The following is a 23541-nucleotide window of genomic DNA, read 5'->3' on the forward strand; positions in this document are numbered from 1 at the left end:
TACCTGTGGGAGCGGGCAAGCCCGCGAAGAGGCCAGGAGCATTTACATCAATCAACTGCCGGTTGCCTCAGTCTCAGGCAGCTCCAGCCGAGCTACAAATCCACCCTGTGGGTGATTGTCCAAAATCAGACTACCACCATGCCGCTCCGCCGCCTTGCGTGCAATCGCCAGTCCCAGCCCATGCCCCGGCGCATCCTGCCCCGGCGCACGGAAGAACGGTTCTCCCAGCTGCGCCAGGTGTTCCGCCGCCGCTCCCGGCCCATGGTCACGCACGCTGATCACGATACGGTCCTGCTCGCGCATGGCGCTGACTTCGATCGGCTGGCCCTGCGGGTTGAAGCGCAGGGCATTGCGCAGCAGGTTGTCCACGGCACGCTCGATCAGCGTTGGCCAACCTTGCAAGGTCAACCCAGGCTGAGCCTCCAGGCGCACATCCTGCTCCGGTGCGCTGAGCTGGGCGTCCTTGCGCACGCTACCGAGCAGGGCGTTGAGGTCCACCGGCTCGGCATGGGCCTGTTCGGCATCGACCCGTGCCAGGGCGAGAATTTCGCTGATCAGGTCTTCCAGGCGGTCGCATTCGCGGGTTAGGCGTGGCCACAGCGCTTCACGTTGCTCAGGCTCGGCGCGCTCGGCCAAGGCCAGGGCAATACGCAGCCTGGCCAGCGGTGAGCGCAATTCATGGGACACATCGCGCAGCAACTGGCGCTGGCTGCCGATGGTGCTTTGCAGGCGCGCGCCCATCTTGTTGAAGTCCTTGGCCAGCACGCCGAATTCGTCACGCCGCGCCGCCAGCTGTGCCAGGCTGTTCTGCTGGTAAGTGGTCTGGCCCAGGTCGTGCACGGCGCTGCGCAGGCGGCTGAGCGGGCGGGTGATGGACAGGGTCACCAGCAGGCTGAACAGGGTCAGCACCACCAGGGCAATGCCCAGCGCACTGAGCGGCCACAGCAGGCTTTCGCGGTGCCAGGCATCCAGCGCCGGGTGGGGGATGCGGTAGATCAGCAGGTACGTCTGGCCGGTGTCGGGGCTGGTGTATTCCTCGGTCAACCGGCGCCACGGCAGGCGCCGCTGGTCATTGTGCTGGCGTGCCTCGAAGGCCGCCGCACGGCGCGGGAAGGTGCCGGGCACCACGGCTTCGCCACTGTCGTCGAGCACCTGCACGTCGATCTTGTAGCGGTCCTTGCGCCGTTCCAGGAAATGCTGTGCCGAAGCCAGGCCTTCCTGTTCGTAATGCTTGGCCCACTTGCTGGCCAGGGTATTCAGGCCCGGGTGGCGGCTGAGGATCCAGGCGTCCTGGTTGAGCATGTGGCCCAGCAGGATCGACAGGCCCGCAACCAGGGTGATGGCCAGCCAGAAACTGGCCAGGATGCGCCAGAACAGTGAACGCAAGTGCACCTCCTGCAAACAAGAAAAGCCCGGCTCGCACTGAGGCGGGCCGGGCATCGGGCGGACAGCTTACTGGGCCTTGTTGCCTTTTTCAGCTTTCCAGGCCTGGAACTCCTGCCACTCGGCTTTCTGTGCGGCGCGTTCCTTCTGCAGTTCGTCGAACTTCTTCTGCTGCTCAGGCTTGAGCAGGGCGCGGACCGCGCTGTCGGTCTTGTCGCGGTTGGCCTGCAGTTCGTCCTTCATCGCCTTCTGGTCGGCGGCCGGCAGTTTGGACAGGTAGCGCTCGGTAATGTCGCGGCGCTGTTTCATCTGCTCGCCCATCAGCTTGCCGATCTGCTGGCGCTGGTCACGGCTCAGGTCCAGCTGGTGGAAAGGCGCATCACCGCGATGATGTGGGCCGTCGTGGTGCGGGCCGCCTTCAGGCATGGCCATGGCAACGGTCGGCAGGGCGGCGGCGAACATCAGGGCGATAAGGGTCTTGCGCATGGTGTCTCTCCTTTCATGGGCCGGTGGTTACCGGATGAGCACAGTCTAGGGAGATCACCGTCAAGCGCGGTCAGCGGATGGTAAAGGCTCGGTAAAGATGTTCAGAGGCAGTAGTAATAGCCACGGCTGCGCAGGGCGACGATGCGTGGCCGGCCATCGGCGTGGGGGCCGATCTTCTTGCGCAGGTTGCTGACGTGCATGTCCAGGCTGCGGTCGTACAGGGTCAGCTTGCGGCCCAGGCTGATCTGCGCCAGTTCCTGCTTGTCCAGCGGCTCGCCGGGTTGGCGCAGCAGCGCTTCGAGAATGCGGCTTTCGGACAGGGTCAGGGTCATTTCACGGCCATCGATGCTGGCCACGCCACGGGCAGGGCTATAGACCAGGTCGCCCAGCTCCACCTGGCTGGTGGTGGCGGTGGGGTGGCTGCGGCGCAGCACGGCACGCAGGCGAGCGGTGAGTTCACGCGGGTCGCAAGGTTTGGCCAGGTAGTCGTCGGCGCCCAGTTCCAGGCCAAGGATACGGTCCAGCGGCTCGCCGCGGGCCGAGAGCATCAGTACCGGAAGTTCGGCATGCTCGCTGCGTAACTGCTTGAGCAGTTCCAGGCCACTGCCGTCGGGCAGCATCACGTCCAGCACCACGGCCGCCGGGGCATGTGTGGCCAAGGCCTGGCGTGCGCTCTGGCCATCGTGGCAGGCGCGCACGGTAAACCCTTCCTGGGTCAGCCAGCTGCCGAGCAGCTCGCACAGCTCCTGGTCATCATCTATCAGTAACAGCTCGCTCATGACTCACTCAATTCAACCATTGACGGCGACTATTCGGCCCGCCAGTGGCAAAGATACCGCAGACTGATGGCAACAGTATAACTGCCGGTACCGCGTGGCCTTCTTCGCGGGTAAACCCGCTCCCACAGGGACGGCGCAGGCTTCAAGCTTGCACTGCGCCTGTAGGAGCGGGTTTACCCGCGAAGAAGCCCACGCGGTCTCAGATCAAGGCAGCACTTGCTTGAACGGCTTGACCACCACCTTGTCGTACACGCCCGCGGCAATGTAAGGGTCGGCATCGGCCCAGGCTTGCGCCGCGGCGAGGGAGTCGAACTCGGCAACGATCAGGCTACCGCTGAAACCCGCTTCGCCCGGGTCGTTGCTGTCGATGGCCGGGTGCGGGCCGGCCAGTACCACGCGGCCCTCGGCCTTCAGCTGCTGCAGGCGTTCGATGTGCGCCGGGCGGGCAGCCAGGCGCTTTTCCAGGGAGTTTGCGACGTCGCTGGCGATGATGGCGTAGAGCATGTCAATCCTTGGGTTTGGAGGTAGAAGGGTCGTCGTGCAGGTGGCGCGACAGGTACACGCCCTGCGCTACCAGGAACATCACGGTCATGCCCAGGCTGCCGAACACCTTGAAGTCGACCCAGAAGTCCTGGAAGGTGAAGGCGACGAACAGGTTGGCCGCGCCACAGAACAGGAAGAAGCCGATCCAGGCCAGGTTCAGGCGGGTCCAGATGGCATCGGGCAGGCTCAGGGCGTGGCCCATGATGCGCTTGATCAGCACCCGGTCGCCGATGAAGTGGCTGCCGGCGAAGCCCAGGGCGAACAGCCAGTTCACCACCGGTGCCTTCCACTTGAGGAAGGTTTCGCTGTGGAAGGTCAGGGTCAGGCCGCCGAACACCAGGCAGGCCACCAGGGTGAGCCACTGGCCCTTTTCCAGCTTGCGCTGGCGCAGGAACAGCGCGCCGTAGACCACCAGCGAGCTGATGATCAGCATGGCCGTGGCGCTGTAGATGCCGCCGAATTCGAAGCTGTGGCCGGCGACTTCCATGGGGCGCGGGTCGAGCTTGTAGACGATGAAGAACAGCAGCAGCGGGATGAAATCGATGAATTGTTTCACAATGGCAGCCAGAATCGGGATGTGACGGCATAATAACAAACATCGATTCCAGCGAAAGCGCTCCTCCATGAATGTTGATCTGCACTGTCACAGCACGGCCTCCGACGGCGCCCTGTCGCCCTCGATACTGGTCGCCCGGGCCCATGAGCATGGGGTGCAAACGCTGGCACTGACCGACCATGACACCATCGAAGGCCTGCCCGAGGCGCGCCAGGCGTGCCGCGACAAGGGCATGCACTGGGTCAGCGGGGTGGAGCTGTCGTGCACCTGGGGTGGCGCGACCATCCATGTGCTGGGCTATGACTTCCCGCTCGACGCACCGCCCCTGCTGGCGGCGATCGAAGCGCTGCACCGTGGCCGCTGGCTGCGCGCCGAAGAAATCGACAAACGGCTGGCGGCCAAGGGCATGCCCGGTACCCTCGACGGCGCTCGCGCCGTGCAGCACGAACTGGGCGATAGCGGCAACGCCCCGGCGCGCCCGCATTTTGCCGAGTACCTGGTGCGTGCCGGGCACGTCAAGGATCGCGGCGAGGCGTTTCGCAAATGGCTGGGCGCCGGCAAGCTGGGGGACGTCAAGCAGCACTGGCCGACCCTTGATGAAACCGTCGCGACCCTGCGCCAGTCCAACGCTTGGGTGAGCCTGGCGCATCCCATGCACTACGATCTGACCCGCAGCAAGCGCAGAAGGCTGATTGCCGACTATATTCAGGCAGGCGGGCAGGCGCTTGAAGTGGTCAACGGGATGATGCCTGCCGAGCAGGTGGGCACCATGTCCATCCTCACCCGTGAGTTCGGCCTGCTGGCAAGCGCTGGCAGTGACTTCCACGGCCCCGGCACCTGGGGCGAGATTGGTGCCTACCGGCCTTTGCCCGAGGACCTGCCACCTCTGTGGCGCCGATTCAGCCATGAACAGCCTTTGGCGGTATGAACAGGACGACTACGTGAGCCAATTTTTCCAGATTCATCCGGAGAACCCGCAGCAGCGCCTGATCAAGCAGGCCGTCGAGATTATCCGCAAGGGCGGTGTGGTGGTGTACCCGACGGATTCGGCTTATGCACTGGGTTGCCAGATGGGTGACAAGGCGGCCATCGAACGGGTGCGGCGCCTGCGCGGGCTGGACAAGACGCACAACTTCACCCTGATGTGCTGCGACATGTCGCAGCTGGGGTTGTACGCCAAGGTCGATACCGGCACCTTCCGGCTGCTCAAGGCACATGTGCCGGGGCCTTACACGTTCATCCTCAACGGCACGCGCGAAGTGCCGCGCCTGCTGTTGCACGATAAGCGGCGCACCATCGGGCTACGGGTGCCGGCCCATGCCATTACCCTGGCCCTGCTGGCCGAACTGGGCGAGCCGTTGATGAGTGTGAGCCTGATCCTGCCAGGCGACACCGAGCCGATGACCGACCCTTACGAGATCCGCGAGCGCCTGGAGCACCATGTCGACCTTGTGATCGACGGCGGTTTCGGTGACCTCAAGGCATCGACCATCATCGACCTGTCCGGCGATGAACCGGAACTGGTCCGTGAAGGCTGCGGCGACCCCACGCCGTTCCTGGTCAACGCGTGAGCCAGGTGGAAACGCCCGAGGCACCGGCCGAACAGGCCGAAACGCCTCGGCAGCTGCAGCTGGCCCTGGTCTATGGGGAAGCACTGACCGAGCTGCCACTGGACCTGTATATCCCGCCGGACGCCCTGGAAATCATCCTCGAAGCCTTCGAAGGCCCGCTGGACCTGTTGCTGTACCTGATCCGCAAGCAGAACATCGACATCCTCGACATCCCGGTGGCGGAAATCACCCGCCAGTACATGGGCTACGTGGAGCTGATGAAGAGCGTGCGCCTGGAACTGGCCGCCGAATACCTGGTGATGGCTGCCATGCTCGCCGAGATCAAGTCGCGCATGTTGCTGCCGCGCTCGGCCGAGGTCGAGGAGGAGGAGGGTGACCCGCGCGCCGAACTGATTCGCCGGCTGCAGGAGTACGAGCGCTTCAAGGCTGCCGCCGAAGGTATCGATGAATTGCCACGGGTCGGCCGCGAGGTGGTGGTGCCGCGCCTGGAGGCGCCACAGGCCAAGGTGCGCAAGCTGTTGCCCCAGGTCAGCCTGGAAGAGCTGCTGGTGTCGATGGCCGAGGTGATGCGCCGCAACGACCTGTTCGAAAGCCATCAGATCACCCGCGAGACCTTGTCCACCCGCGAGCGCATGAGCCAGGTGCTGGAACGCCTGAAGGGCGGCGGTTTCGTGCCGTTCGTCGAGCTGTTCGCCGCCGAGGAGGGCAAGCTGGGCGTGGTGGTGACGTTCATGGCGATTCTCGAGCTGGTGAAGGAATCGCTGATCGAACTGGTGCAGAATGAACCCTTCGCCGCCATCCACGTGCGGCTTCGCCCGGCGCTTGTTGAAGACCCTGATGAACCTGAATGAACCCCGCGACCTGGCGTCGCTGATCGAAGCCTTCCTGCTGGCTTCGGGCAAGCCGCAATCCCTGGAGCGCCTGTACGAACTGTTCGAGGAAGCCGAGCGACCGGAGCCCAAGGTCTTCAGGCAGGCGCTGGAGCTGCTGGGCAAGTCGTGCAACGGCCGCGCCTTCGAGCTCAAGGAGGTGGCCAGCGGTTACCGCCTGCAGATTCGCGAGGACTTTGCGCCGTGGGTCGGGCGCCTGTGGGAAGAGCGCCCGCAGCGCTACTCGCGCGCGCTGCTGGAAACCCTGGCCTTGATCGCCTACCGCCAGCCCATCACCCGTGGCGAAATCGAAGATGTGCGCGGCGTGGCGGTGAACAGCAACATCATCAAGACCCTGATGGAGCGCGAGTGGATCCGCGTGGTCGGCTACCGCGAAGTGCCCGGGCGGCCGGCGATGTTCGCCACTACCAAGGGGTTTCTCGACCATTTCAACCTCAAGAGCCTGGACGAGCTGCCGGCCCTGGCCGAGCTGCGGGAGATGGAGCCGGAGCCGCTGCTCGACCCGGATGATGCACCAGTGCCGGCGCACCTGCAGGCATTGGCGGATGCCAGCCTTGGGGAAGAGCAAGAGGTTGCCGAGCCGAAGGAGGAGACCAGCTTCCGTAGCCTGCTGGTGGAGCTGGATGCGATGGAAGAGGGGCTGAAGACCGATTTCGATGATTTGCGCGAGGAAGAGCCTGAGGCCTCGGTGGAAGAAGAGGGCAAGTCACTGCCCTGATTCCTTTGTTGCCTGTACCGGCCCTTTCGCGGGCTTGCCCGCTCCCACAGGTACTGCGCAGCCCTCAGGACCTGTGATATCCCTGTGGGAGCGGGCGTGCCCGCGAAAGGGCCGGCCATGCCAATACATAACCATTAGGCAGAAACCCCTCGCAAAGCCCACAAAACCCTCTACCCTCCAGTGCGTTCCCCCGCCGAACCGCGTATGATGCGCGGCCTTTTGGCGCGTTCGTCGCCAGAACCCTTATTTCATTCCTACACCGGGAGGTGCCCAGATGAGTGAGCAAGACCTGCAAGATACCGAGATCACCCCTCCATCCGGCGAAAAGCTGCAGAAAGTGCTGGCGCGCATTGGCGTTGGCTCGCGCCGTGACGTCGAGGCCTGGATCAGCCAGGGCCGCATCAAGGTCAACGGCGTCGAGGCCACCCTCGGCCAGCGCGTCGACCTGCACGACGCCATTGCCGTGGATGGCAAGCTGATCAAGCGCGAAGAGGCCGCCGAGGCCACCCGCCGGGTGATCATGTACAACAAGCCCGATGGCGAAATCTGCACCCGTGACGACCCGGAAGGCCGCCCGACCGTGTTCGACCGCCTGCCACGTCCGAAAGAAGGCCGCTGGATCAACATCGGCCGCCTCGATATCAACACCACCGGCCTGCTGCTGTTCACCACCGACGGTGAACTGGCCAACCGCCTGATGCACCCGTCCTACGAGATGGACCGTGAGTACGCGGTACGTGTGCGTGGTGAGGTCGACGACGAGATGATCGAGCGCCTGAAGGCCGGCGTGATGCTGGAAGATGGCCCGGCCAAGTTCACCGACATCCAGAAGGCACCCGGTGGCGAAGGCTTCAACCACTGGTACCACTGCGTGGTGATGGAAGGCCGTAACCGTGAAGTGCGTCGCCTGTGGGAGTCCCAGGGCATGGTGGTCAGCCGCCTGAAGCGCGTGCGTTTCGGCCCGGTGTTCCTCAACTCCGACCTGCCGATGGGCCGCTGGCGTGAAATGACCCAGGGCGAAATCGACATCCTCGCTGCTGAAGTGGGCCTGCAGCCGGTGGCGCTGCCAGCCATGAAGCTCAAGGCCAAGGACAAGATGGAGCGCCTGCAGCGCAAATCGACCCGCCCGCTGGGCCGTGGCGAGCGCGTGCGCAGCCTGCGCCCGGCCCACGAAGGTGCTGCTGCCGGCGAACGCCCGGCGCGCCAGGCGCGTGAAGAGGCCCCGCGCAAGACCGGCCGTGGCAGCACCGTGGCCGAACGCCCGAGCGAGATGCGCAAGCGTCCGGCCAAGCCTGAAGGTGACAAGCCGGCAGGCCGTGGCCGCGGCAAACCGCGTGGCTGATTGGCCTTTGCGTTGAAATAGAACCAGCCTTCGGGCTGGTTTTTTTATGGCTGTGAGAATTTGCGGCTGCTGCGCAGCCCATCGCGACACAAGGCCGCTCCTACAGGGCCCGCGCAATATTTGAAATTGACGCGGTCCATGTAGGAGCGGCCTTGTGTCGCGATGGGCCGCAAAGCGGCCCCAAGATATTGAACAAAAAGAATTTTCGGACGACTGGCAAGTTCTCGAACCACCTTGTAAAGAAAACTGTACGTATGTGGTCGGTTTCAGCCCGGATTTCAGATTAGGTCGAATCGTGTAAACAAACCTTGCCGCCGGCTCCCCATCAAAACAGCCAGCCAAGCCCCGCCCACCCTTGCCCAAAGCCCCGCCCCACGGTGTTATAGCCGCCATTGCCGTGTGCAAAAGCCTGTCCACAGAGCCAGGCTGACAAAACAACAAATGGAGGCGCCATGTACGCCGATCACTTCGCCTTTCAAGGCCCACACCACAGGATCGCTGCGTTTTTTCCCGAGGAAAGGATGCAACGCGTTGACGCCTGCGCGTTTGCAGGGGTATACAGTGCGCCGCGTTTTACCTGTGACTCCTTTGCGTACCGCGCACTCTTGATCACGCCTGGTTGACCCGCTCCGGCGGCACCTGAGGTCAGGAAACCCAAGGTAACCACCTTGCCCATTCCGCTGCGCCACGAGCGCGGTGGGTCCGATTCCGTCACAGATAAAAACAATGCAGGTGACTTCGTTCATGAGTGGACAAAACATGCATTCAGGCGAGCTCAAGCGGGGCCTGAAGAACCGCCATATCCAGTTGATCGCCCTCGGTGGTGCGATTGGTACCGGCCTGTTCCTCGGCTCGGCAGGCGTGATGAAATCCGCTGGCCCGTCGATGATCCTTGGCTACGCCATCTGCGGCTTCATCGCCTTCATGATCATGCGCCAGCTCGGCGAAATGATCGTCGAAGAGCCGGTGGCCGGCTCGTTCAGCCATTTCGCCCACACCTACTGGGGTGGTTTCGCCGGCTTCCTGTCGGGCTGGAACTGCTGGGTGCTGTACATCCTGGTGGGCATGTCGGAGCTTTCGGCGGTCGGCAAGTATGTCCACTACTGGTGGCCGGAGATCCCCACCTGGGTCACAGCGGCAGCGTTCTTCGTGCTGATCAACGCCATCAACCTGATGAACGTGAAGTTCTTCGGTGAGGCCGAGTTCTGGTTTGCCATCATCAAGGTGGTGGCCATCGTCAGCATGATCGGCCTGGGTGCCTACCTGCTGACCAGCGGCAGCGGCGGCCCGGAAGCCACCGTGGCCAACCTGTGGTCGCACGGCGGCTTCTTCCCGAACGGTGTCAGCGGGCTGGTGATGGCCCTGGCCTTCATCATGTTCTCCTTCGGTGGCCTGGAAATGCTCGGCTTCACCGCTGCCGAGGCCGACAAGCCGAAGACCGTGATCCCCAAGGCAATCAACCAGGTCATCTACCGTATCCTGATCTTCTATGTCGGTGCCCTGGTGGTGCTGCTGTCGCTGACCCCATGGGACAACCTGGTCGCCAGCATCGATGCGTCCGGTGGCAGCTATGGCAGCAGCCCGTTCGTGCAGGTGTTCTCGCTGCTGGGCAGTGACGTGGCCGCGCACCTGCTGAACTTCGTGGTCCTGACTGCAGCGCTGTCGGTGTACAACAGCGGCACCTACTGCAACGCCCGCATGCTGCTGGGCATGGCCGAACAAGGTGACGCTCCGGCGTCGCTGGCCAAGGTCGACAGCCGCGGTGTGCCGGTGCGCTCGATCCTGGCGTCGGCAGGCGTGACGCTGATCGCGGTGCTGCTCAACTACCTGATGCCGCAAAACGCCCTGGAACTGCTGATGTCGCTGGTGGTGGCTACCCTGGTGATCAACTGGGCGATGATCAGTTACTCGCACCTGAAGTTCCGCCAGCACCTGGACCGCACTGGCCAGAAGCCGCTGTTCAAGGCGCTGTGGTACCCCTATGGCAACTACATCTGCCTGGCGTTCGTGGTGCTGATCCTGGGCATCATGGCGATGATCCCGGGTATCCAGGTTTCCGTGTATGCGATCCCGGTGTGGCTGTTTGCCATGTTCGTGGTCTACATGGTCAAGCCGCGTCGCAAGGCGCAGGCCCTTGGGGCTGCTGGTAGCGTGGCCAAGTAAGGCGCTGCGGCGATAGAAAAACCCGAAGCCGGGTGACTGGCTTCGGGTTTTTTGTTGCCTGTGCCGCCCCTTTCGCGGGCGCGCCCGCTCCCACAGGATCACCACAGGTTCCAGTTCAGCGCGGTCCCTGTGGGGGCGGGCGTGCCCGCGAAAGGGCCGGTACAGGCAGCCCAGACATTCAGATCTGCTCCAGCAACCAACTGCGAAACGCCCGCAGCGACGGCAATGCCTCATTGCGCGGGGGGTAGATCAGGTAATAACTGCGCTGGCTGGCAAATGCCACCCCTGGGCTGTAGAGCTCACCCTTGGCCAGTTCTTCCTCCACCAGTATGCGCGGCACCAGGCCGATGCCGATCCCGGCCCGTACCGCCTGGATCAGGTGCGAGGTCAGCTCGAAGCTCGGCCCCAGGCGCATCGCCCGGTGCGCCAGGCCATGGTGCGAGAACCACTCGCCCCAGGCATGCGGGTTGTTGGCCACATTCAGCAGCACCTCTTCACTGATGCGTGCTGGGCTCCAGCCCTGGCTGTCCGCACCAGCCTCAGGCGGCAATATCACCACCAGTTCCTCGGCATGCAGGCGATGGCAGATCAACCCCGGCAGGTCGTGGCTGGCCACGCCGATGGCGGCATCGATCTCGCTGGTGTCGAAGTTGATGGCTTCGATGCGTGAATGTATGTGCACCAACATGCCCGGGTGTGCGCTGTAGAAGGCATGCAACCGCGGCAGCAGCCATTTCGAACCGAAGGTGGGCAGGGTGGCCAGGCGCAAGGTGCCTACCCCCGACTGGTAGGCCAACGCCTGCAAGGTGGCGCTGCGGATGCGCCCCAGTGCCTCGCTGAGCTCGCGCTGGTACAGGCGGCCGACATCGGTCAGCTGCACCTGGCGCCCCTCGCGGCGGAACAGGGTCAGGCCCAGTTGCTGCTCCAGCGCCTGCACCTGGCGGCTGACCGCGCTCTGGGTGAGCGACAGCTCGGCGGCGGCTCGGGTGTAGCTTTCATGCCGGGCGGCAGCCTCGAAAGCGAGTAGCAGCGACATGGACGGGGTGAGATGGCGGTAATTCATTCATGAAAGTCATTAATAGCGGCAGGATTATCCGTTTGCCCCTGAAGCGAAACTACAGGAACATTGGCCTGCACGTCACCTCCGCATGTCATCACCCATGCCGGAACGACAGGAATCCCGTGAATTAGCCAATATCAAGAGGCCATCCTTCGATGATCGCCCAGCTGCCGACCGTTGCCCCGAGCGCCAACTACCCCGAATTCCTCGAAGCCCTGCGCAACAGCGGCTTCCGTGGCCAGATCAGTGCCGACTACGGCACCCGCACGGTGCTGGCCACCGACAACTCGATCTACCAGCGCTTGCCACAGGCGGCGGTGTTCCCGCTGGACGCCGACGATGTGGCGCGGGTCGCCACGCTGATGGCCGAGGAGCGCTTCCAGCAGGTCAAGCTGACCCCGCGCGGTGGTGGTACCGGCACCAACGGGCAGTCGCTGACCGACGGTATCGTCGTCGACCTGTCGCGGCACATGAACAAGATCCTCGAAATCAACGTCGAGGAACGCTGGGTGCGGGTGCAGGCCGGTACTGTCAAGGACCAGCTCAACGCTGCGCTCAAGCCGCACGGGCTGTTCTTCGCCCCCGAGCTGTCCACCTCCAACCGTGCCACTGTCGGCGGCATGATCAACACCGACGCCAGCGGCCAGGGCAGCTGCACCTATGGCAAGACCCGCGACCACGTACTGGAGCTGCACAGCGTGCTGCTCGGTGGCGAGCGCCTGCACAGCCTGCCGATCGACGATGCCGCGCTGGAACAGGCCTGTGCTGCGCCTGGGCGGGTCGGCGAGGTGTACCGCATGGCGCGGGAGATCCAGGAAACCCAGGCCGATCTCATCGAAGCCACTTTCCCCAAGCTCAATCGTTGCCTGACCGGCTATGACCTGGCCCACCTGCGCGACGAGCAGGGCCGCTTCAACCTCAACAGCGTGCTGTGCGGTGCCGAGGGCTCGCTGGGCTATGTGGTCGAAGCCAAGCTCAATGTGCTGCCGATCCCCAAGTACGCCGTGCTGGTCAACGTGCGCTACACCAGCTTCATGGATGCACTGCGTGATGCCAACGCGCTGATGGCGCACAAGCCGCTGTCGATCGAGACCGTCGACTCCAAGGTGCTGATGCTGGCGATGAAGGATATCGTCTGGCACAGCGTCGCCGAATACTTCCCGGCCGACCCCGAGCGCCCGACCTTGGGCATCAACTTGGTGGAGTTCTGCGGCGACGAGCCGGCCGAGGTCAATGCCAAGGTGCAAGCGTTCATCCAGCACCTGCAGAGCGACACCAGCGTCGAGCGCCTGGGCCATACCCTGGCCGAGGGTGCCGAGGCGGTGACCCGCGTCTACACCATGCGTAAACGTTCGGTGGGCCTGCTGGGCAACGTCGAGGGCGAAGTACGCCCGCAACCGTTCGTGGAAGACACCGCGGTACCGCCGGAGCAACTGGCCGACTACATCGCCGACTTCCGTGCACTGCTCGATGGCTACGGCCTGGCCTATGGCATGTTCGGCCACGTCGATGCCGGCGTGCTGCACGTGCGCCCGGCGCTGGACATGAAGGACCCGGCCCAGGCCGCACTGGTCAAGCCGATTTCCGACGCCGTGGCGGCGCTGACCAAAAGCTATGGCGGCTTGCTGTGGGGCGAGCACGGCAAGGGCCTGCGTTCTGAATACGTGCCGGAGTACTTCGGCGAGCTGTACCCGGCGCTGCAGCGCCTTAAAGGCGCCTTCGACCCACACAACCAGCTCAACCCGGGCAAGATCTGCACCCCGTTGGGCAGTGCCGAAGGCCTGACCCCGGTCGATGGCGTGACCCTGCGCGGCGATCTCGACCGCACCATCGACGAGCGCGTGTGGCAGGACTTCCCCAGCGCCGTGCACTGCAACGGCAACGGCGCCTGCTACAACTACGACCCCAACGACGCCATGTGCCCGTCGTGGAAGGCCACCCGCGAGCGCCAGCACTCACCCAAGGGCCGTGCCTCGCTGATGCGCGAATGGCTGCGCCTGCAGGGCGAAGCCGATATCGACGTGCTGGCGGCGGCACGCAACAAGGTGTCTTGGCTCAAGGGCCTGCCGGCACGCCTGCGCAACAACCGTGCGCGCAGCCAGGGCCAGGAAGACTTCTCTCATGAGGTGTACGACGCCATGGCCGGCTGCCTGGCGTGCAAGTCGTGCGCCGGGCAGTGCCCGATCAAGGTCAACGTGCCGGACTTCCGCTCGCGCTTCCTCGAGCTGTACCACGGCCGCTACCAGCGCCCGCTGCGTGACTACCTGATCGGTTCGCTGGAGTTCACCATCCCGTACCTGGCCCACGCGCCCGGGCTGTACAACGCGGTGATGGGCTCGAAGTGGGTGAGCAAGCTGCTGGCCGACAAGGTCGGCATGGTCGACAGCCCGCTGATCAGTCGCTTCAACTTCCAGGCCACCCTGACCCGCTGCCGCGTCGGCGTGGCCAGCGTGCCGGCACTGCGTGAGCTGACCCCGGCCCAGCGCGAGCGCAGCATCGTGCTGGTGCAGGATGCATTTACCCGTTACTTCGAGACACCGCTGCTGTCGGCCTTCATCGACCTGGCGCACCGCCTGGGCCACCGGGTGTTCCTGGCGCCGTACAGTGCAAACGGCAAGCCACTGCACGTTCAGGGCTTCCTCGGTGCGTTTGCCAAGGCGGCTGTCCGTAATGCGACCCAGCTCAAGGCCCTGGCTGACTGCGGCGTGCCGCTGGTGGGCCTGGACCCGGCGATGACCCTGGTGTATCGCCAGGAGTACCAGAAAGTGCCGGGCCTGGATGGCTGCCCGCAGGTGCTGTTGCCGCAGGAGTGGTTGATGGACGTGCTGCCGGAGCAGGCACCGACTGCGCCGGGCAATTTCCGCCTGATGGCGCACTGCACCGAGAAGACCAACGTGCCGGCCAGCACCAAGCAGTGGGAGCAGGTGTTCGCCCGTCTGGGCCTGAAGCTGGTGACCGAGGCGACTGGTTGCTGCGGTATGTCTGGTACCTATGGGCACGAGGCGCGCAATCAGGATACCTCGCGGACCATCTTCGAGCAGTCGTGGGCGACCAAGCTGGACAAGGAAGGCGAGCCGCTGGCGACAGGCTACTCGTGCCGCAGCCAGGTCAAGCGCATGACCGAGCGGCAGATGCGCCACCCGCTGGAAGTGGTGCTGCAGTACGCTCAGCGCTGACCTTCAGGGCCCCGGGGGCTGCCTTGCAGCCCATCGCCGGCAAGCCAGCTCCCACAGGTGTAGCGTCAGCCTTGGTTCATGCGGACCCTGTGGGAGCTGGCTTGCCGGCGATGGGCCAGTGCAGGCAGTACATAAATCAGGTTTGCTGTGCGCGATCCCGCCTTCGCTGCGCCTGCCGATACAGATACAAACTCAACACCAGCCCGCAAGCCGCCGCCGCTGCCGCAAACAGAAACATCGAAGCAAACCCGAACCCCGCCGCCACCGCGCCCACCAGTGGCCCGGTCACCCCCAGCGACAAATCGATGAACAGCGAATAAGCCCCCACCGCCGCCCCGCGGTTGGCCGCCGACACCTGGTTCACCGCCTCCACGCCCAGTGCCGGGAACACCAGCGAGAAGCCGAACCCGCTCAGTGCGGCCCCCGCCAACGCCAGTTCGGCGCTGGGCGCCAGCCACAGCATCAGCAGCCCGAGCGTTTCCACCGACAGGCAGGCGATCGCCACCCGGAACCCGCCAAGCCGGTTGATCAGGTTGCCGAACAGTAGTCGCGCACTGATGAAGCTGGCGCCGAACAGGCTCAGGGTCAGTGCCGCATTGGCCCAGCCACGGCTGGCGTAATACAAGGTGATGAAGGTGGCGATGGTGCCAAAGCCGATCGAGCCCAGGGCAAGCCCCGAGCCGTGCGGGAACACCTTGCCCAGCACCCGCAGGAACGGCAGGCGCACGCCACTGACGATCGGTGCGGCCTGTTTGGGCCAGGCCAGTAGCAACCCGAGCGCACACAGCAGGATGATGCTCACGCCCATGCTCCACAGGCCCAGGCTCTTGACCATCAGCACGCCCAGCGGAGCGCCGATGGCCAGCGCGCCATAGCTGGCGATGCCGTTCCAGGAAATGACCTTGGCCGTGTTTTCAGCACCTACGCGGCCAATGCCCCAGCCAATGGAACCGGAGCCCACCAGGCTTTCCGCACTGCCGAGTACCAGGCGGCCGACCAGCAGGCAGGCCAGGCTTAGCCAGGGCAGGTGGGTGAGGAAGGCGCAGGCCAGCATGAACACCCCGCTGAGCCCGCAGCCGACCAGGCCATACATGACTGCCTTCTTGCTGCCGTGGTTGTCGATGATGCGGCTGGCGGTGGGCCGGCTGAGCAGGGTGGCCAGGTACTGCACGCTGATCACCAGGCCCGCGACCACGGCACTGAAGCCCAGGTCGTTGTGCACATAGCCGGGCAATACGGCCAGCGGGATGCCGATGTTCAGGTAGCCGATGAAGGTGAAGAGGACGATGGAGACGACTTGCAGGGTGACCGCAAGGGGGCGCGGTGAGTGGGGCATGAGGGCCTACGTGGGTTCTGGACGGTGTGAAAACGTGATGACGGGGGTAGCCCGCAGGTCAGCCGTTTTCACACAGTCGGGGATGCGCGGTTATTCCTGGTCAGCGCTGGATTGATCGTCACCATCCTGCTCGACGGCAGCTGCCGGTTCGGCGTGAACGGTAACGGTTGGCTCTTCTGGGTTCAGGCTTGGGAAGGGAAGATTCGGGATTTCATGCATCTCGTCGTTCCTCGCAAGTGTGAGTGAAAAGTCTGCGCCAGGCGCGTTTGAAGCTTTGCAAAGCTGGGGCAGGATACACAAGTCTGGATGACAGTTTGGGTTTTTTTGGCGGTCGCTTGTCGGTTTTGCGGGCGAACAGCGGACATTTTTCCTGCAAAAAACTGGGGCGCGAAGCGGCCCCAATTTCCAAGCAGTTACTTGCGGCCTTCAGCCGTCTCCGCCACCTTGTCGGTGCGTGCGCACATGATGAAGTCATTGCGGTGCAGGCCTTTGATCGAGTGGCTCCACCAGGTCACGGTGACCTTGCCCCACTCGGTCAGCAGGCCCGGGTGGTGGCCTTCGGCCTCGGCGATCTCGCCCACGGCATTGGTGAACGCCAGGGCGTGCTTGAAGTTCTTGAACAGGAACACGCGTTCCAGCTCCATGTGGCCGTCACGTACTTCGATGTTCCAGTCCGGGATTTCGCGAATCAGCTCGGCCAGCTCTTCGTCGGTGACCTTTGGTGCGTCGGCGCGGCAGGCTTCGCAATGGGCTTGGTTCAAGGCATTCATGTGGTGTTTTCCGGTTCGAGTTGTTATCGGCAAGGTCGCTCAGGCAGCGACCTTGGGTGGAAACTTCGGTGCGTGCAGGCCCAGCTGCATGGCTTTGTGAACCATGCCCATGATGTCTTCGTGGGCCAGGTCGAACAGACGCTTCATGTTCGGTAGCACGAAATACAACGGCTGCAGGATGTCGATGCGGTACGGTGTGCGCATGGCCTCGATCGGGTCGAAGGCCTGGTGCTCGGGCTCGCCAGACAGACTGTAGACGGTCTCCTTTGGCGACGAGAGGATGCCGCCGCCATAGATCTTGCGGCCCTGCGCGGTTTCCATCAGGCCGAACTCGATGGTCATCCAGTACAGGCGCGCCAGGTAAACGCGTTGTTCCTTGGTCGCGGCCAGGCCGAGCTTGCCGTAGGTATGGGTGAATTCGGCGAACCAGGGGTTGGTCAGCAGCGGGCAGTGGCCGAAGATCTCGTGGAAGATATCGGGCTCTTGCAGGTAGTCCAGCTCTTCCGGGGTGCGGATGAAAGTGGCCACCGGGAAGCGCTTGCTGGCCAGCAGTTCGAAGAAGGTCTGGAAGGGGATCAGCGCCGGGACCCGAGCAACCTGCCAACCGGTGGTGGCGCCCAGCACCTTGTTGATCTCGCCCAGTTGCGGAATACGGTCATGGGGCAGCTTGAGCTGGTCGATGCCGTCCAGGTATTCCTGGCACGCGCGGCCTTCGATCACTTTCAGCTGACGGGTGATCAGGGTGTTCCATACCGCATGCTCTTGCTGCGGGTAATCGATAAAACCATGCGCATCGGGCTCGCGTGCCACGTATTGCGTCTGTTTCATGTGGCTCTCCTGGTGAGGGCTTTTCTTGTTATGTGCAGGACATGCCTAAGGAATATCCCTTCGCTGGCCACTTTGCACGGGGTGGGCCATTGGGCGGGACCGGCATTCGGCGATGTTTTCGTAACGATAATTTTACAAAAAGGCGTAGGTGTCGGAAAATCCGAGGCATCTGGCTGAAGCTTCGGCTGTTTTTGTCAGCTTATCTTTACGACTTTCCGCGCGGTGTTGAAAAACATTGGCGCTTCGAGAGCCCTCATGCGTATCAAAGTGCATTGCCAGAACCGTATTGGCATCCTGCGCGACATCCTCAACCTGCTGGTGGAGTACGGCATCAACGTGCTGCGCGGCGAGGTGGGCGGTGACCATGGCAACGCCATCTACCTGCATTGCCCGAACCTGATCAATCTGCAGTTCCAGGCGCTGCGGCCGAAGTTCGAGGCGATTGCCGGGGTATTCGGTGTCAAGCGCGTGGGGCTGATGCCCAGCGAGCGCCGACACATGGAGCTGAATGCGTTGCTGGGTGCGCTGGACTTTCCGGTACTGTCGATCGACATGGGCGGCAGCATCGTCGCCGCCAACCGTGCCGCTGCGCAGCTGCTGGGGGTGCGGGTGGACGAAGTGCCGGGCATGCCGCTGGCGCGCTATGTGGAGGACTTCGACCTGCCAGAGCTGGTGCGCGCCAACAAGTCGCGCATCAACGGCCTGCGCATCAAGGTCAAGGGCGATGTGTTCCTGGCCGATATCGCGCCGCTGCAGTCCGAGCACGACGACAGCGAGGCGCTGGCCGGCGCGGTGCTGACCCTGCACCGCGCCGACCGAATCGGTGAGCGCATCTATAACGTGCGCAAGCAGGAGCTGCGCGGTTTCGACAGTATCTTCCAGAGCTCGCGGGTGATGGCTGCGGTGGTGCGCGAGGCGCGGCGCATGGCGCCGCTGGACGCGCCTTTGCTGATCGAGGGCGAGACCGGCACCGGCAAGGAATTGCTGGCGCGTGCCTGCCACCTGGCAAGCCCGCGCGGCCAGTCGCCGTTGATGGCGCTCAACTGCGCCGGGTTGCCCGAGTCGATGGCCGAGACCGAGCTGTTCGGCTACGGCCCCGGGGCATTCGAAGGGGCGCGGGCCGAGGGCAAGCTGGGGCTGCTGGAGCTGACCGCCGGTGGCACGCTGTTCCTCGACGGGGTAGGGGAGATGAGCCCACGCTTGCAGGTGAAGCTGCTGCGTTTTCTGCAAGATGGCTGCTTCCGCCGCGTAGGCAGCGATGAAGAGGTGTACCTGGATGTGCGAGTGATCTGCGCGACCCAGGTGGATTTGTCCGAATTGTGTGCCCGTGGCGAGTTTCGCCAGGACCTGTATCACCGGCTCAATGTGTTGTCGCTGCACATTCCGCCATTGCGCGAATGCATGGATGGCCTGGAAGGGCTGGTGCAGCACTTTCTCGACCAGGCCAGCCGGCAGATCGGCTGCGCCATGCCGCGCCTGGCGCCAGCGGCGATGGACAAACTCGGCCAGTACCATTGGCCGGGTAATGTAAGGCAGTTGGAAAACGTGTTGTTCCAGGCGGTTTCGTTATGCGAAGGCGGCGTGGTTAAAAGTGAACATATACGTTTACCGGATTACGGCGTGCGCCAACCGCTGGGTGAATTTTCGCTGGATGGGGATCTTTCGCAGATTGTCGGACGTTTTGAAAAAGCGGTACTGGAAAGTTTGATGGGGGAATTCCCGAGTAGTCGGGCTTTAGGTAAAAGACTGGGTGTTTCGCATACGACTATTGCCAACAAGTTGAGGGATTATTCGTTGGGCAAGTCGGTAGATTAATAAGCGGTTGGTCAATAACCTGTTAATCAGGTGCAATATTCTTCGCGGGCTTGCCCGCTCCCACAGGTACCGCGCCAAATTCAGGGCAGGCGCTGTACCTGTGGGAGCGGGCAAGCCCGCGAAAGGGGCCCGCAGGGCCCCCAATTCACAAGGTATCAGCCGTTCGAGCAGCCGTTCCCCATCACGCGGTATTCGAGAATGTGCTTCTGGCCCTTGGAGTCCTCGTAGGTCATGCGGGCTGGCACGACTTCGCACACATTGGGCACTTCGCTCATGGAAATGACGCGGGCAATGTCCAGGTGCTGCGAGTAACTGTACTGTTCAACCGGAATCTGCTCGGCATCTTTGGCTTCGCCGGCCATCGCCGCGCCGCAAAGACTGCCAAGTACCAATACCAGTAAAGCTTTCATTTTCAATTTACCTGTCTAAGGTCGTGAGGGGGCACGCGGCGCTTATGGCGCCGCGAGTATTGCTAGTTTTAACTATCAGGTTTGGAGGGGGATTAACGCTTGCCTTCGTGGGGGCTGTTACCAGTTGTTAATCGCCTTGCCGTTGCTGGCGAGGTGAATTTTATGGCTGGGGCCAAGGCCGAAACAGTGGGTCTTTTGATAAAGTGTTTTGACAGAATCTGTAACAATCCTCTGGTAAACCGCGCCCGTAATTTCTCGCCTGGGCTGTAAGGTGCGTGCCAGAGCGCTTTGTCTGAACGGGCGTACCAAATTACTACCAACGTCGAATGGCTTTTGTCGCTCTGGTACAGTTACAAACGGTTCCATACAAAAACAACTATTACACCGAGGTAACACAGATGAGTGCGGCTCCACTGTATCCCGTTCGTCCCGAGGTTGCGGCCACCACCCTGACCGACGAGGCCACCTACAAGGCCATGTACCAGCAATCGGTGATCAACCCGGACGGCTTCTGGCGCGAGCAGGCCCAGCGCATCGACTGGATCAAGCCGTTCACCAAGGTCAAGCAGACCTCCTTCGACGACCATCACGTCGATATCAAATGGTTCGCCGACGGCACTCTGAACGTTTCCTCCAACTGCCTGGACCGCCATCTCGAAGAGCGCGGTGACCAGTTGGCCATCATCTGGGAAGGCGACGACCCTTCCGAACACCGCAACATCACCTACCGCGAACTGCACGAGCAGGTCTGCAAGTTCGCCAACGCCCTGCGTGGCCAGGATGTGCACCGGGGTGACGTGGTCACCATCTACATGCCGATGATCCCCGAAGCCGTGGTCGCCATGCTGGCCTGTGCCCGTATCGGTGCGATTCACTCGGTGGTGTTCGGCGGCTTCTCGCCCGAAGCGCTGGCTGGCCGTATCATCGACTGCAAGTCCAAGGTCGTGATCACCGCAGACGAAGGCGTGCGCGGTGGCCGCCGTACCCCGCTCAAGGCCAACGTCGACCTGGCGCTGACCAACCCTGAAACCAACAGCGTGCAGAAGATCATCGTGTGCAAGCGCACCGGTGGCGACATTGCCTGGCACCAGCACCGCGACATCTGGTACGAAGACCTGATGAAAGTCGCCTCCAGCCATTGCGCGCCGAAAGAGATGGGTGCCGAGGAAGCGCTGTTCATCCTTTATACCTCCGGCTCCACCGGCAAGCCGAAGGGCGTGCTGCACACCACCGGCGGCTACCTGGTATACGCCGCGCTGACCCATGAGCGCGTGTTCGACTATCGCCCGGGCGAGGTGTACTGGTGTACCGCTGACGTGGGTTGGGTCACCGGCCACAGCTACATCGTCTACGGCCCGCTGGCCAACGGCGCTACTACCTTGCTGTTCGAAGGCGTGCCGAACTACCCCGACATCACGCGCGTGTCGAAGATCGTCGACAAGCACAAGGTCAACATCCTGTACACCGCGCCAACCGCCATCCGCGCGATGATGGCCGAAGGGCAGGCTGCAGTCGAAGGTGCCGATGGCTCCAGCCTGCGCCTGCTGGGCTCGGTGGGTGAGCCGATCAACCCCGAAGCCTGGAACTGGTACTACAAGACCGTGGGCAAGGAGCGTTGCCCGATCGTCGACACCTGGTGGCAGACCGAGACCGGCGGCATCCTGATCAGCCCGCTGCCGGGCGCCACCGGCCTCAAGCCGGGCTCGGCAACCCGCCCATTCTTCGGCGTTGTGCCGGCGCTGGTGGATAACCTGGGCAACCTGATCGAGGGCGCTGCCGAAGGCAACCTGGTGATCCTCGATTCCTGGCCGGGCCAGTCGCGTTCGCTGTACGGCGACCACGACCGTTTCGTCGATACCTACTTCAAGACCTTCCGTGGCATGTACTTCACCGGCGACGGTGCGCGCCGCGACGAGGATGGCTACTACTGGATCACCGGTCGCGTGGATGACGTGCTGAACGTGTCCGGTCACCGCATGGGTACTGCCGAGATCGAAAGTGCCATGGTGGCGCATGCGAAAGTGGCCGAGGCCGCGGTGGTAGGTGTGCCGCACGACATCAAGGGGCAGGGCATCTATGTGTATGTCACCCTCAATGCCGGTATCGAGGCCAGCGAGCAGCTGCGCCTGGAGCTGAAGAACTGGGTGCGCAAGGAAATCGGCCCGATCGCCTCGCCGGATGTGATCCAGTGGGCGCCGGGGCTGCCGAAGACCCGGTCGGGCAAGATCATGCGCCGCATCCTGCGCAAGATTGCCACGGGTGAGTACGATGCCCTGGGCGATATCTCGACCCTGGCCGACCCGGGTGTGGTGCAACACCTGATCGATACCCACAAGGCCATGAGCCTGGCTTCGGCCTGATAGCCGCGTCGCACATTTTGTAGGGGGCTCTGGGAGCTCCTACAGGAGCTGTGCCGCCAACAAGAACCCCGCCCGGGCAACCGGCGGGGTTTTTGCTTTACTGTTACCCGACATTCATCGGTAACTGTTCTGTCACCGGCGTCGCACAATATCGGGGCGCCAGGAAACAAATCCGGCCTGTTTCGGTGCGTTTTCGCAGCCTTTTTTGCGACACGGCACGCTGCACTTGCCGTAATACAAGGCTTTGCCAATAATAGGCCCAGGAATTGCTAGTACTATAGGTTCTATTTCTTGCGCTCTTGCATATTTTGCAATGGCTGTCAACATCGCCCGCTGCCGTTTCAAGCGCTTCTGTAAGTAGTTGTCGCTTTGAAGAAATATCGACTACCGGGCTGTCGTTAAAATGCCAATCACTCGCTCGTGGTCTGCGACCTTGGTCGAACCCTGCGCGGCTCGCGTTGTACCCATTCGCATATCGGGCAGCCGTTACCTGCCTTGTATTGCTCCGTACCGATGGAGTTACCTGATGAAGAAGCTCGCACTGCTTGGCGCCTTGGCGCTGTCCGTGTTTTCCCTGGTGTCGCAGGCCGATGAAAAACCGCTGAAAATCGGCATCGAAGCCGCCTACCCACCCTTCGCCTTCAAGCAGCCAGACGGCAGCATTGCCGGTTTTGACTACGACATCGGCAACGCCCTGTGCGAAGAGATGAAAGCCAAGTGCACCTGGGTCGAGCAGGAGTTCGACGGCCTGATCCCGGCGCTGAAAGTGCGCAAGATCGACGCCATCCTGTCGTCCATGTCGATCACCGAAGACCGCAAGAAATCGGTCGACTTCACCAAGCGCTACTACCTGACCCCGGCGCGCCTGGTGATGAAGGAAGGTACCGCCGTCAGCGACAGCCTGGATGAGCTCAAGGGCAAGAAGATTGGTGTGCAGCGCGGTTCGATCCACGACCGCTTCGCCAAGGAAGTACTGGGCGCCAAAGGTGCCACCGTGGTTCCTTACGGCACCCAGAACGAAATCTACCTGGACGTGGCAGCTGGCCGCCTCGATGGCACCGTGGCTGACGCCACCCTGCTGGAAGACGGCTTCCTCAAGACCGACGCCGGCAAGGGCTTCGCCTTCGTAGGCCCGGCCTTCACCGACGCCAAGTACTTCGGCGACGGCATCGGTATTGCCGTGCGCAAGGGTGACAAGGCCAACGTCGACCGCATCAACGCTGCCATCGACGCCATCCGTGCCAACGGCAAGTACAAAGAAATCGAGAAGAAGTACTTCAACTTCGACATCTACGGTCCAGACTCGAACTAAGACGTCGGGTTTCACCTGTGCAATGGTGCAAACAGCAGAGGCT

General features: G+C 63.0%; 21 protein-coding genes. 10 read left to right on the forward strand and 11 right to left on the reverse strand.

The genetic code is table 11. The annotated features are described in order from the left end of the window. Window positions 1-51 precede the first annotated feature (51 nt). The 5 genes from ACLCGK_RS19515 to ACLCGK_RS19535 all read right to left on the reverse strand — a co-directional run bounded on the left by ACLCGK_RS19515 (window position 52) and on the right by ACLCGK_RS19535 (window position 3747). Complete coding sequence (locus ACLCGK_RS19515) at window positions 52-1392, reverse strand: sensor histidine kinase (RefSeq protein ID WP_410952715.1); 1341 nt, start codon at window positions 1390-1392, stop codon at window positions 52-54. A 60-nt stretch (window positions 1393-1452) separates the two neighbouring features. Next, window positions 1453-1869 carry a Spy/CpxP family protein refolding chaperone gene (locus ACLCGK_RS19520; protein WP_410952716.1) on the reverse strand — a complete coding sequence of 139 codons (417 nt, stop codon included), beginning with the start codon at window positions 1867-1869 and terminating at the stop codon, window positions 1453-1455. A gap of 101 nt (window positions 1870-1970) precedes the next feature. Then, window positions 1971-2648 (reverse strand): response regulator transcription factor, encoded by a 678-nt coding sequence (locus ACLCGK_RS19525; RefSeq protein ID WP_013973673.1) that lies wholly within the window; start codon window positions 2646-2648, stop codon window positions 1971-1973. A gap of 204 nt (window positions 2649-2852) precedes the next feature. Then, entirely contained in the window at window positions 2853-3152 is a 300-nt protein-coding gene (locus ACLCGK_RS19530) for a YciI family protein (protein ID WP_015271283.1), read from the reverse strand. A gap of 1 nt (window position 3153) precedes the next feature. Then, window positions 3154-3747, reverse strand: a complete 594-nt coding sequence (locus ACLCGK_RS19535; RefSeq protein WP_003259096.1) for a septation protein A — start codon at window positions 3745-3747, stop codon at window positions 3154-3156. A gap of 67 nt (window positions 3748-3814) precedes the next feature. Between ACLCGK_RS19535 and ACLCGK_RS19540 the strand changes: the two genes are divergently transcribed. The 6 genes from ACLCGK_RS19540 to ACLCGK_RS19565 all read left to right on the forward strand — a co-directional run bounded on the left by ACLCGK_RS19540 (window position 3815) and on the right by ACLCGK_RS19565 (window position 10431). After that, window positions 3815-4675 carry a PHP domain-containing protein gene (locus ACLCGK_RS19540; RefSeq protein WP_023661025.1) on the forward strand — a complete coding sequence of 287 codons (861 nt, stop codon included), beginning with the start codon at window positions 3815-3817 and terminating at the stop codon, window positions 4673-4675. Window positions 4676-4688: 13 nt separating this feature from the next. Next, on the forward strand, window positions 4689-5318 hold the full coding sequence (locus ACLCGK_RS19545; RefSeq protein WP_038408376.1) for an L-threonylcarbamoyladenylate synthase: 630 nt from the start codon (window positions 4689-4691) through the stop codon (window positions 5316-5318). Window positions 5319-5443: 125 nt separating this feature from the next. Beyond that, entirely contained in the window at window positions 5444-6169 is a 726-nt protein-coding gene (locus tag ACLCGK_RS19550; protein ID WP_162097115.1) for a segregation and condensation protein A, read from the forward strand. Further along, window positions 6156-6926, forward strand: a complete 771-nt coding sequence (scpB, locus tag ACLCGK_RS19555; protein ID WP_410952717.1) for an SMC-Scp complex subunit ScpB — start codon at window positions 6156-6158, stop codon at window positions 6924-6926. Before ACLCGK_RS19550 ends, scpB begins: the two co-directional genes overlap by 14 nt. Before the next feature lie 274 nt (window positions 6927-7200). Next, window positions 7201-8268 (forward strand): 23S rRNA pseudouridine(2605) synthase RluB, encoded by a 1068-nt coding sequence (rluB, locus tag ACLCGK_RS19560; RefSeq protein WP_013973666.1) that lies wholly within the window; start codon window positions 7201-7203, stop codon window positions 8266-8268. A gap of 744 nt (window positions 8269-9012) precedes the next feature. After that, entirely contained in the window at window positions 9013-10431 is a 1419-nt protein-coding gene (locus tag ACLCGK_RS19565) for an amino acid permease (protein ID WP_161551429.1), read from the forward strand. 178 nt (window positions 10432-10609) lie between these two features. Here the strand turns inward: ACLCGK_RS19565 and ACLCGK_RS19570 are convergent, their stop codons facing one another. Further along, window positions 10610-11494, reverse strand: coding sequence for a LysR substrate-binding domain-containing protein (locus ACLCGK_RS19570; protein ID WP_013973663.1), 885 nt, complete (start codon window positions 11492-11494; stop codon window positions 10610-10612). A 152-nt stretch (window positions 11495-11646) separates the two neighbouring features. On the opposite strand from ACLCGK_RS19570, the gene ACLCGK_RS19575 reads away from it, so the two are divergent. Then, window positions 11647-14667: an FAD-binding and (Fe-S)-binding domain-containing protein gene (locus ACLCGK_RS19575; RefSeq protein WP_367245696.1), complete on the forward strand. Its 3021-nt coding sequence runs from the start codon at window positions 11647-11649 to the stop codon at window positions 14665-14667. A gap of 136 nt (window positions 14668-14803) precedes the next feature. On the opposite strand, the gene ACLCGK_RS19580 is transcribed toward ACLCGK_RS19575, so the two are convergent. From ACLCGK_RS19580 to phhA, 4 genes are all read right to left on the reverse strand, one after another. Further along, window positions 14804-16003, reverse strand: coding sequence for an MFS transporter (locus ACLCGK_RS19580; RefSeq protein WP_410952718.1), 1200 nt, complete (start codon window positions 16001-16003; stop codon window positions 14804-14806). Window positions 16004-16093: 90 nt separating this feature from the next. Further along, complete coding sequence (locus tag ACLCGK_RS19585) at window positions 16094-16222, reverse strand: hypothetical protein (RefSeq protein ID WP_015271274.1); 129 nt, start codon at window positions 16220-16222, stop codon at window positions 16094-16096. 194 nt (window positions 16223-16416) lie between these two features. Continuing rightward, complete coding sequence (locus ACLCGK_RS19590; protein WP_003254532.1) at window positions 16417-16773, reverse strand: 4a-hydroxytetrahydrobiopterin dehydratase; 357 nt, start codon at window positions 16771-16773, stop codon at window positions 16417-16419. A gap of 39 nt (window positions 16774-16812) precedes the next feature. Further along, window positions 16813-17601, reverse strand: a complete 789-nt coding sequence (phhA, locus tag ACLCGK_RS19595) for a phenylalanine 4-monooxygenase (protein WP_003260109.1) — start codon at window positions 17599-17601, stop codon at window positions 16813-16815. A gap of 255 nt (window positions 17602-17856) precedes the next feature. Here phhA and ACLCGK_RS19600 point away from each other — a divergent pair, with 255 nt between their 5' ends. Further along, on the forward strand, window positions 17857-19416 hold the full coding sequence (locus ACLCGK_RS19600; protein ID WP_024087504.1) for a sigma-54-dependent phenylalanine hydroxylase transcriptional regulator PhhR: 1560 nt from the start codon (window positions 17857-17859) through the stop codon (window positions 19414-19416). A gap of 155 nt (window positions 19417-19571) precedes the next feature. Here ACLCGK_RS19600 and ACLCGK_RS19605 read toward each other — a convergent pair whose 3' ends face one another. Continuing rightward, window positions 19572-19826 (reverse strand): DUF2790 domain-containing protein, encoded by a 255-nt coding sequence (locus tag ACLCGK_RS19605; RefSeq protein WP_003260110.1) that lies wholly within the window; start codon window positions 19824-19826, stop codon window positions 19572-19574. Between the two features lie 398 nt (window positions 19827-20224). Here ACLCGK_RS19605 and acs point away from each other — a divergent pair, with 398 nt between their 5' ends. Both acs and ACLCGK_RS19615 read left to right on the forward strand, forming a co-directional pair. Then, window positions 20225-22186, forward strand: a complete 1962-nt coding sequence (gene acs, locus ACLCGK_RS19610; RefSeq protein ID WP_015271271.1) for an acetate--CoA ligase — start codon at window positions 20225-20227, stop codon at window positions 22184-22186. Window positions 22187-22712: 526 nt separating this feature from the next. After that, window positions 22713-23498 (forward strand): ABC transporter substrate-binding protein, encoded by a 786-nt coding sequence (locus ACLCGK_RS19615; RefSeq protein WP_054903345.1) that lies wholly within the window; start codon window positions 22713-22715, stop codon window positions 23496-23498. The last annotated feature ends 43 nt before the right edge of the window (window positions 23499-23541 follow it).

It is taken from the genome of Pseudomonas sp. S1(2024) (assembly GCF_046557535.1).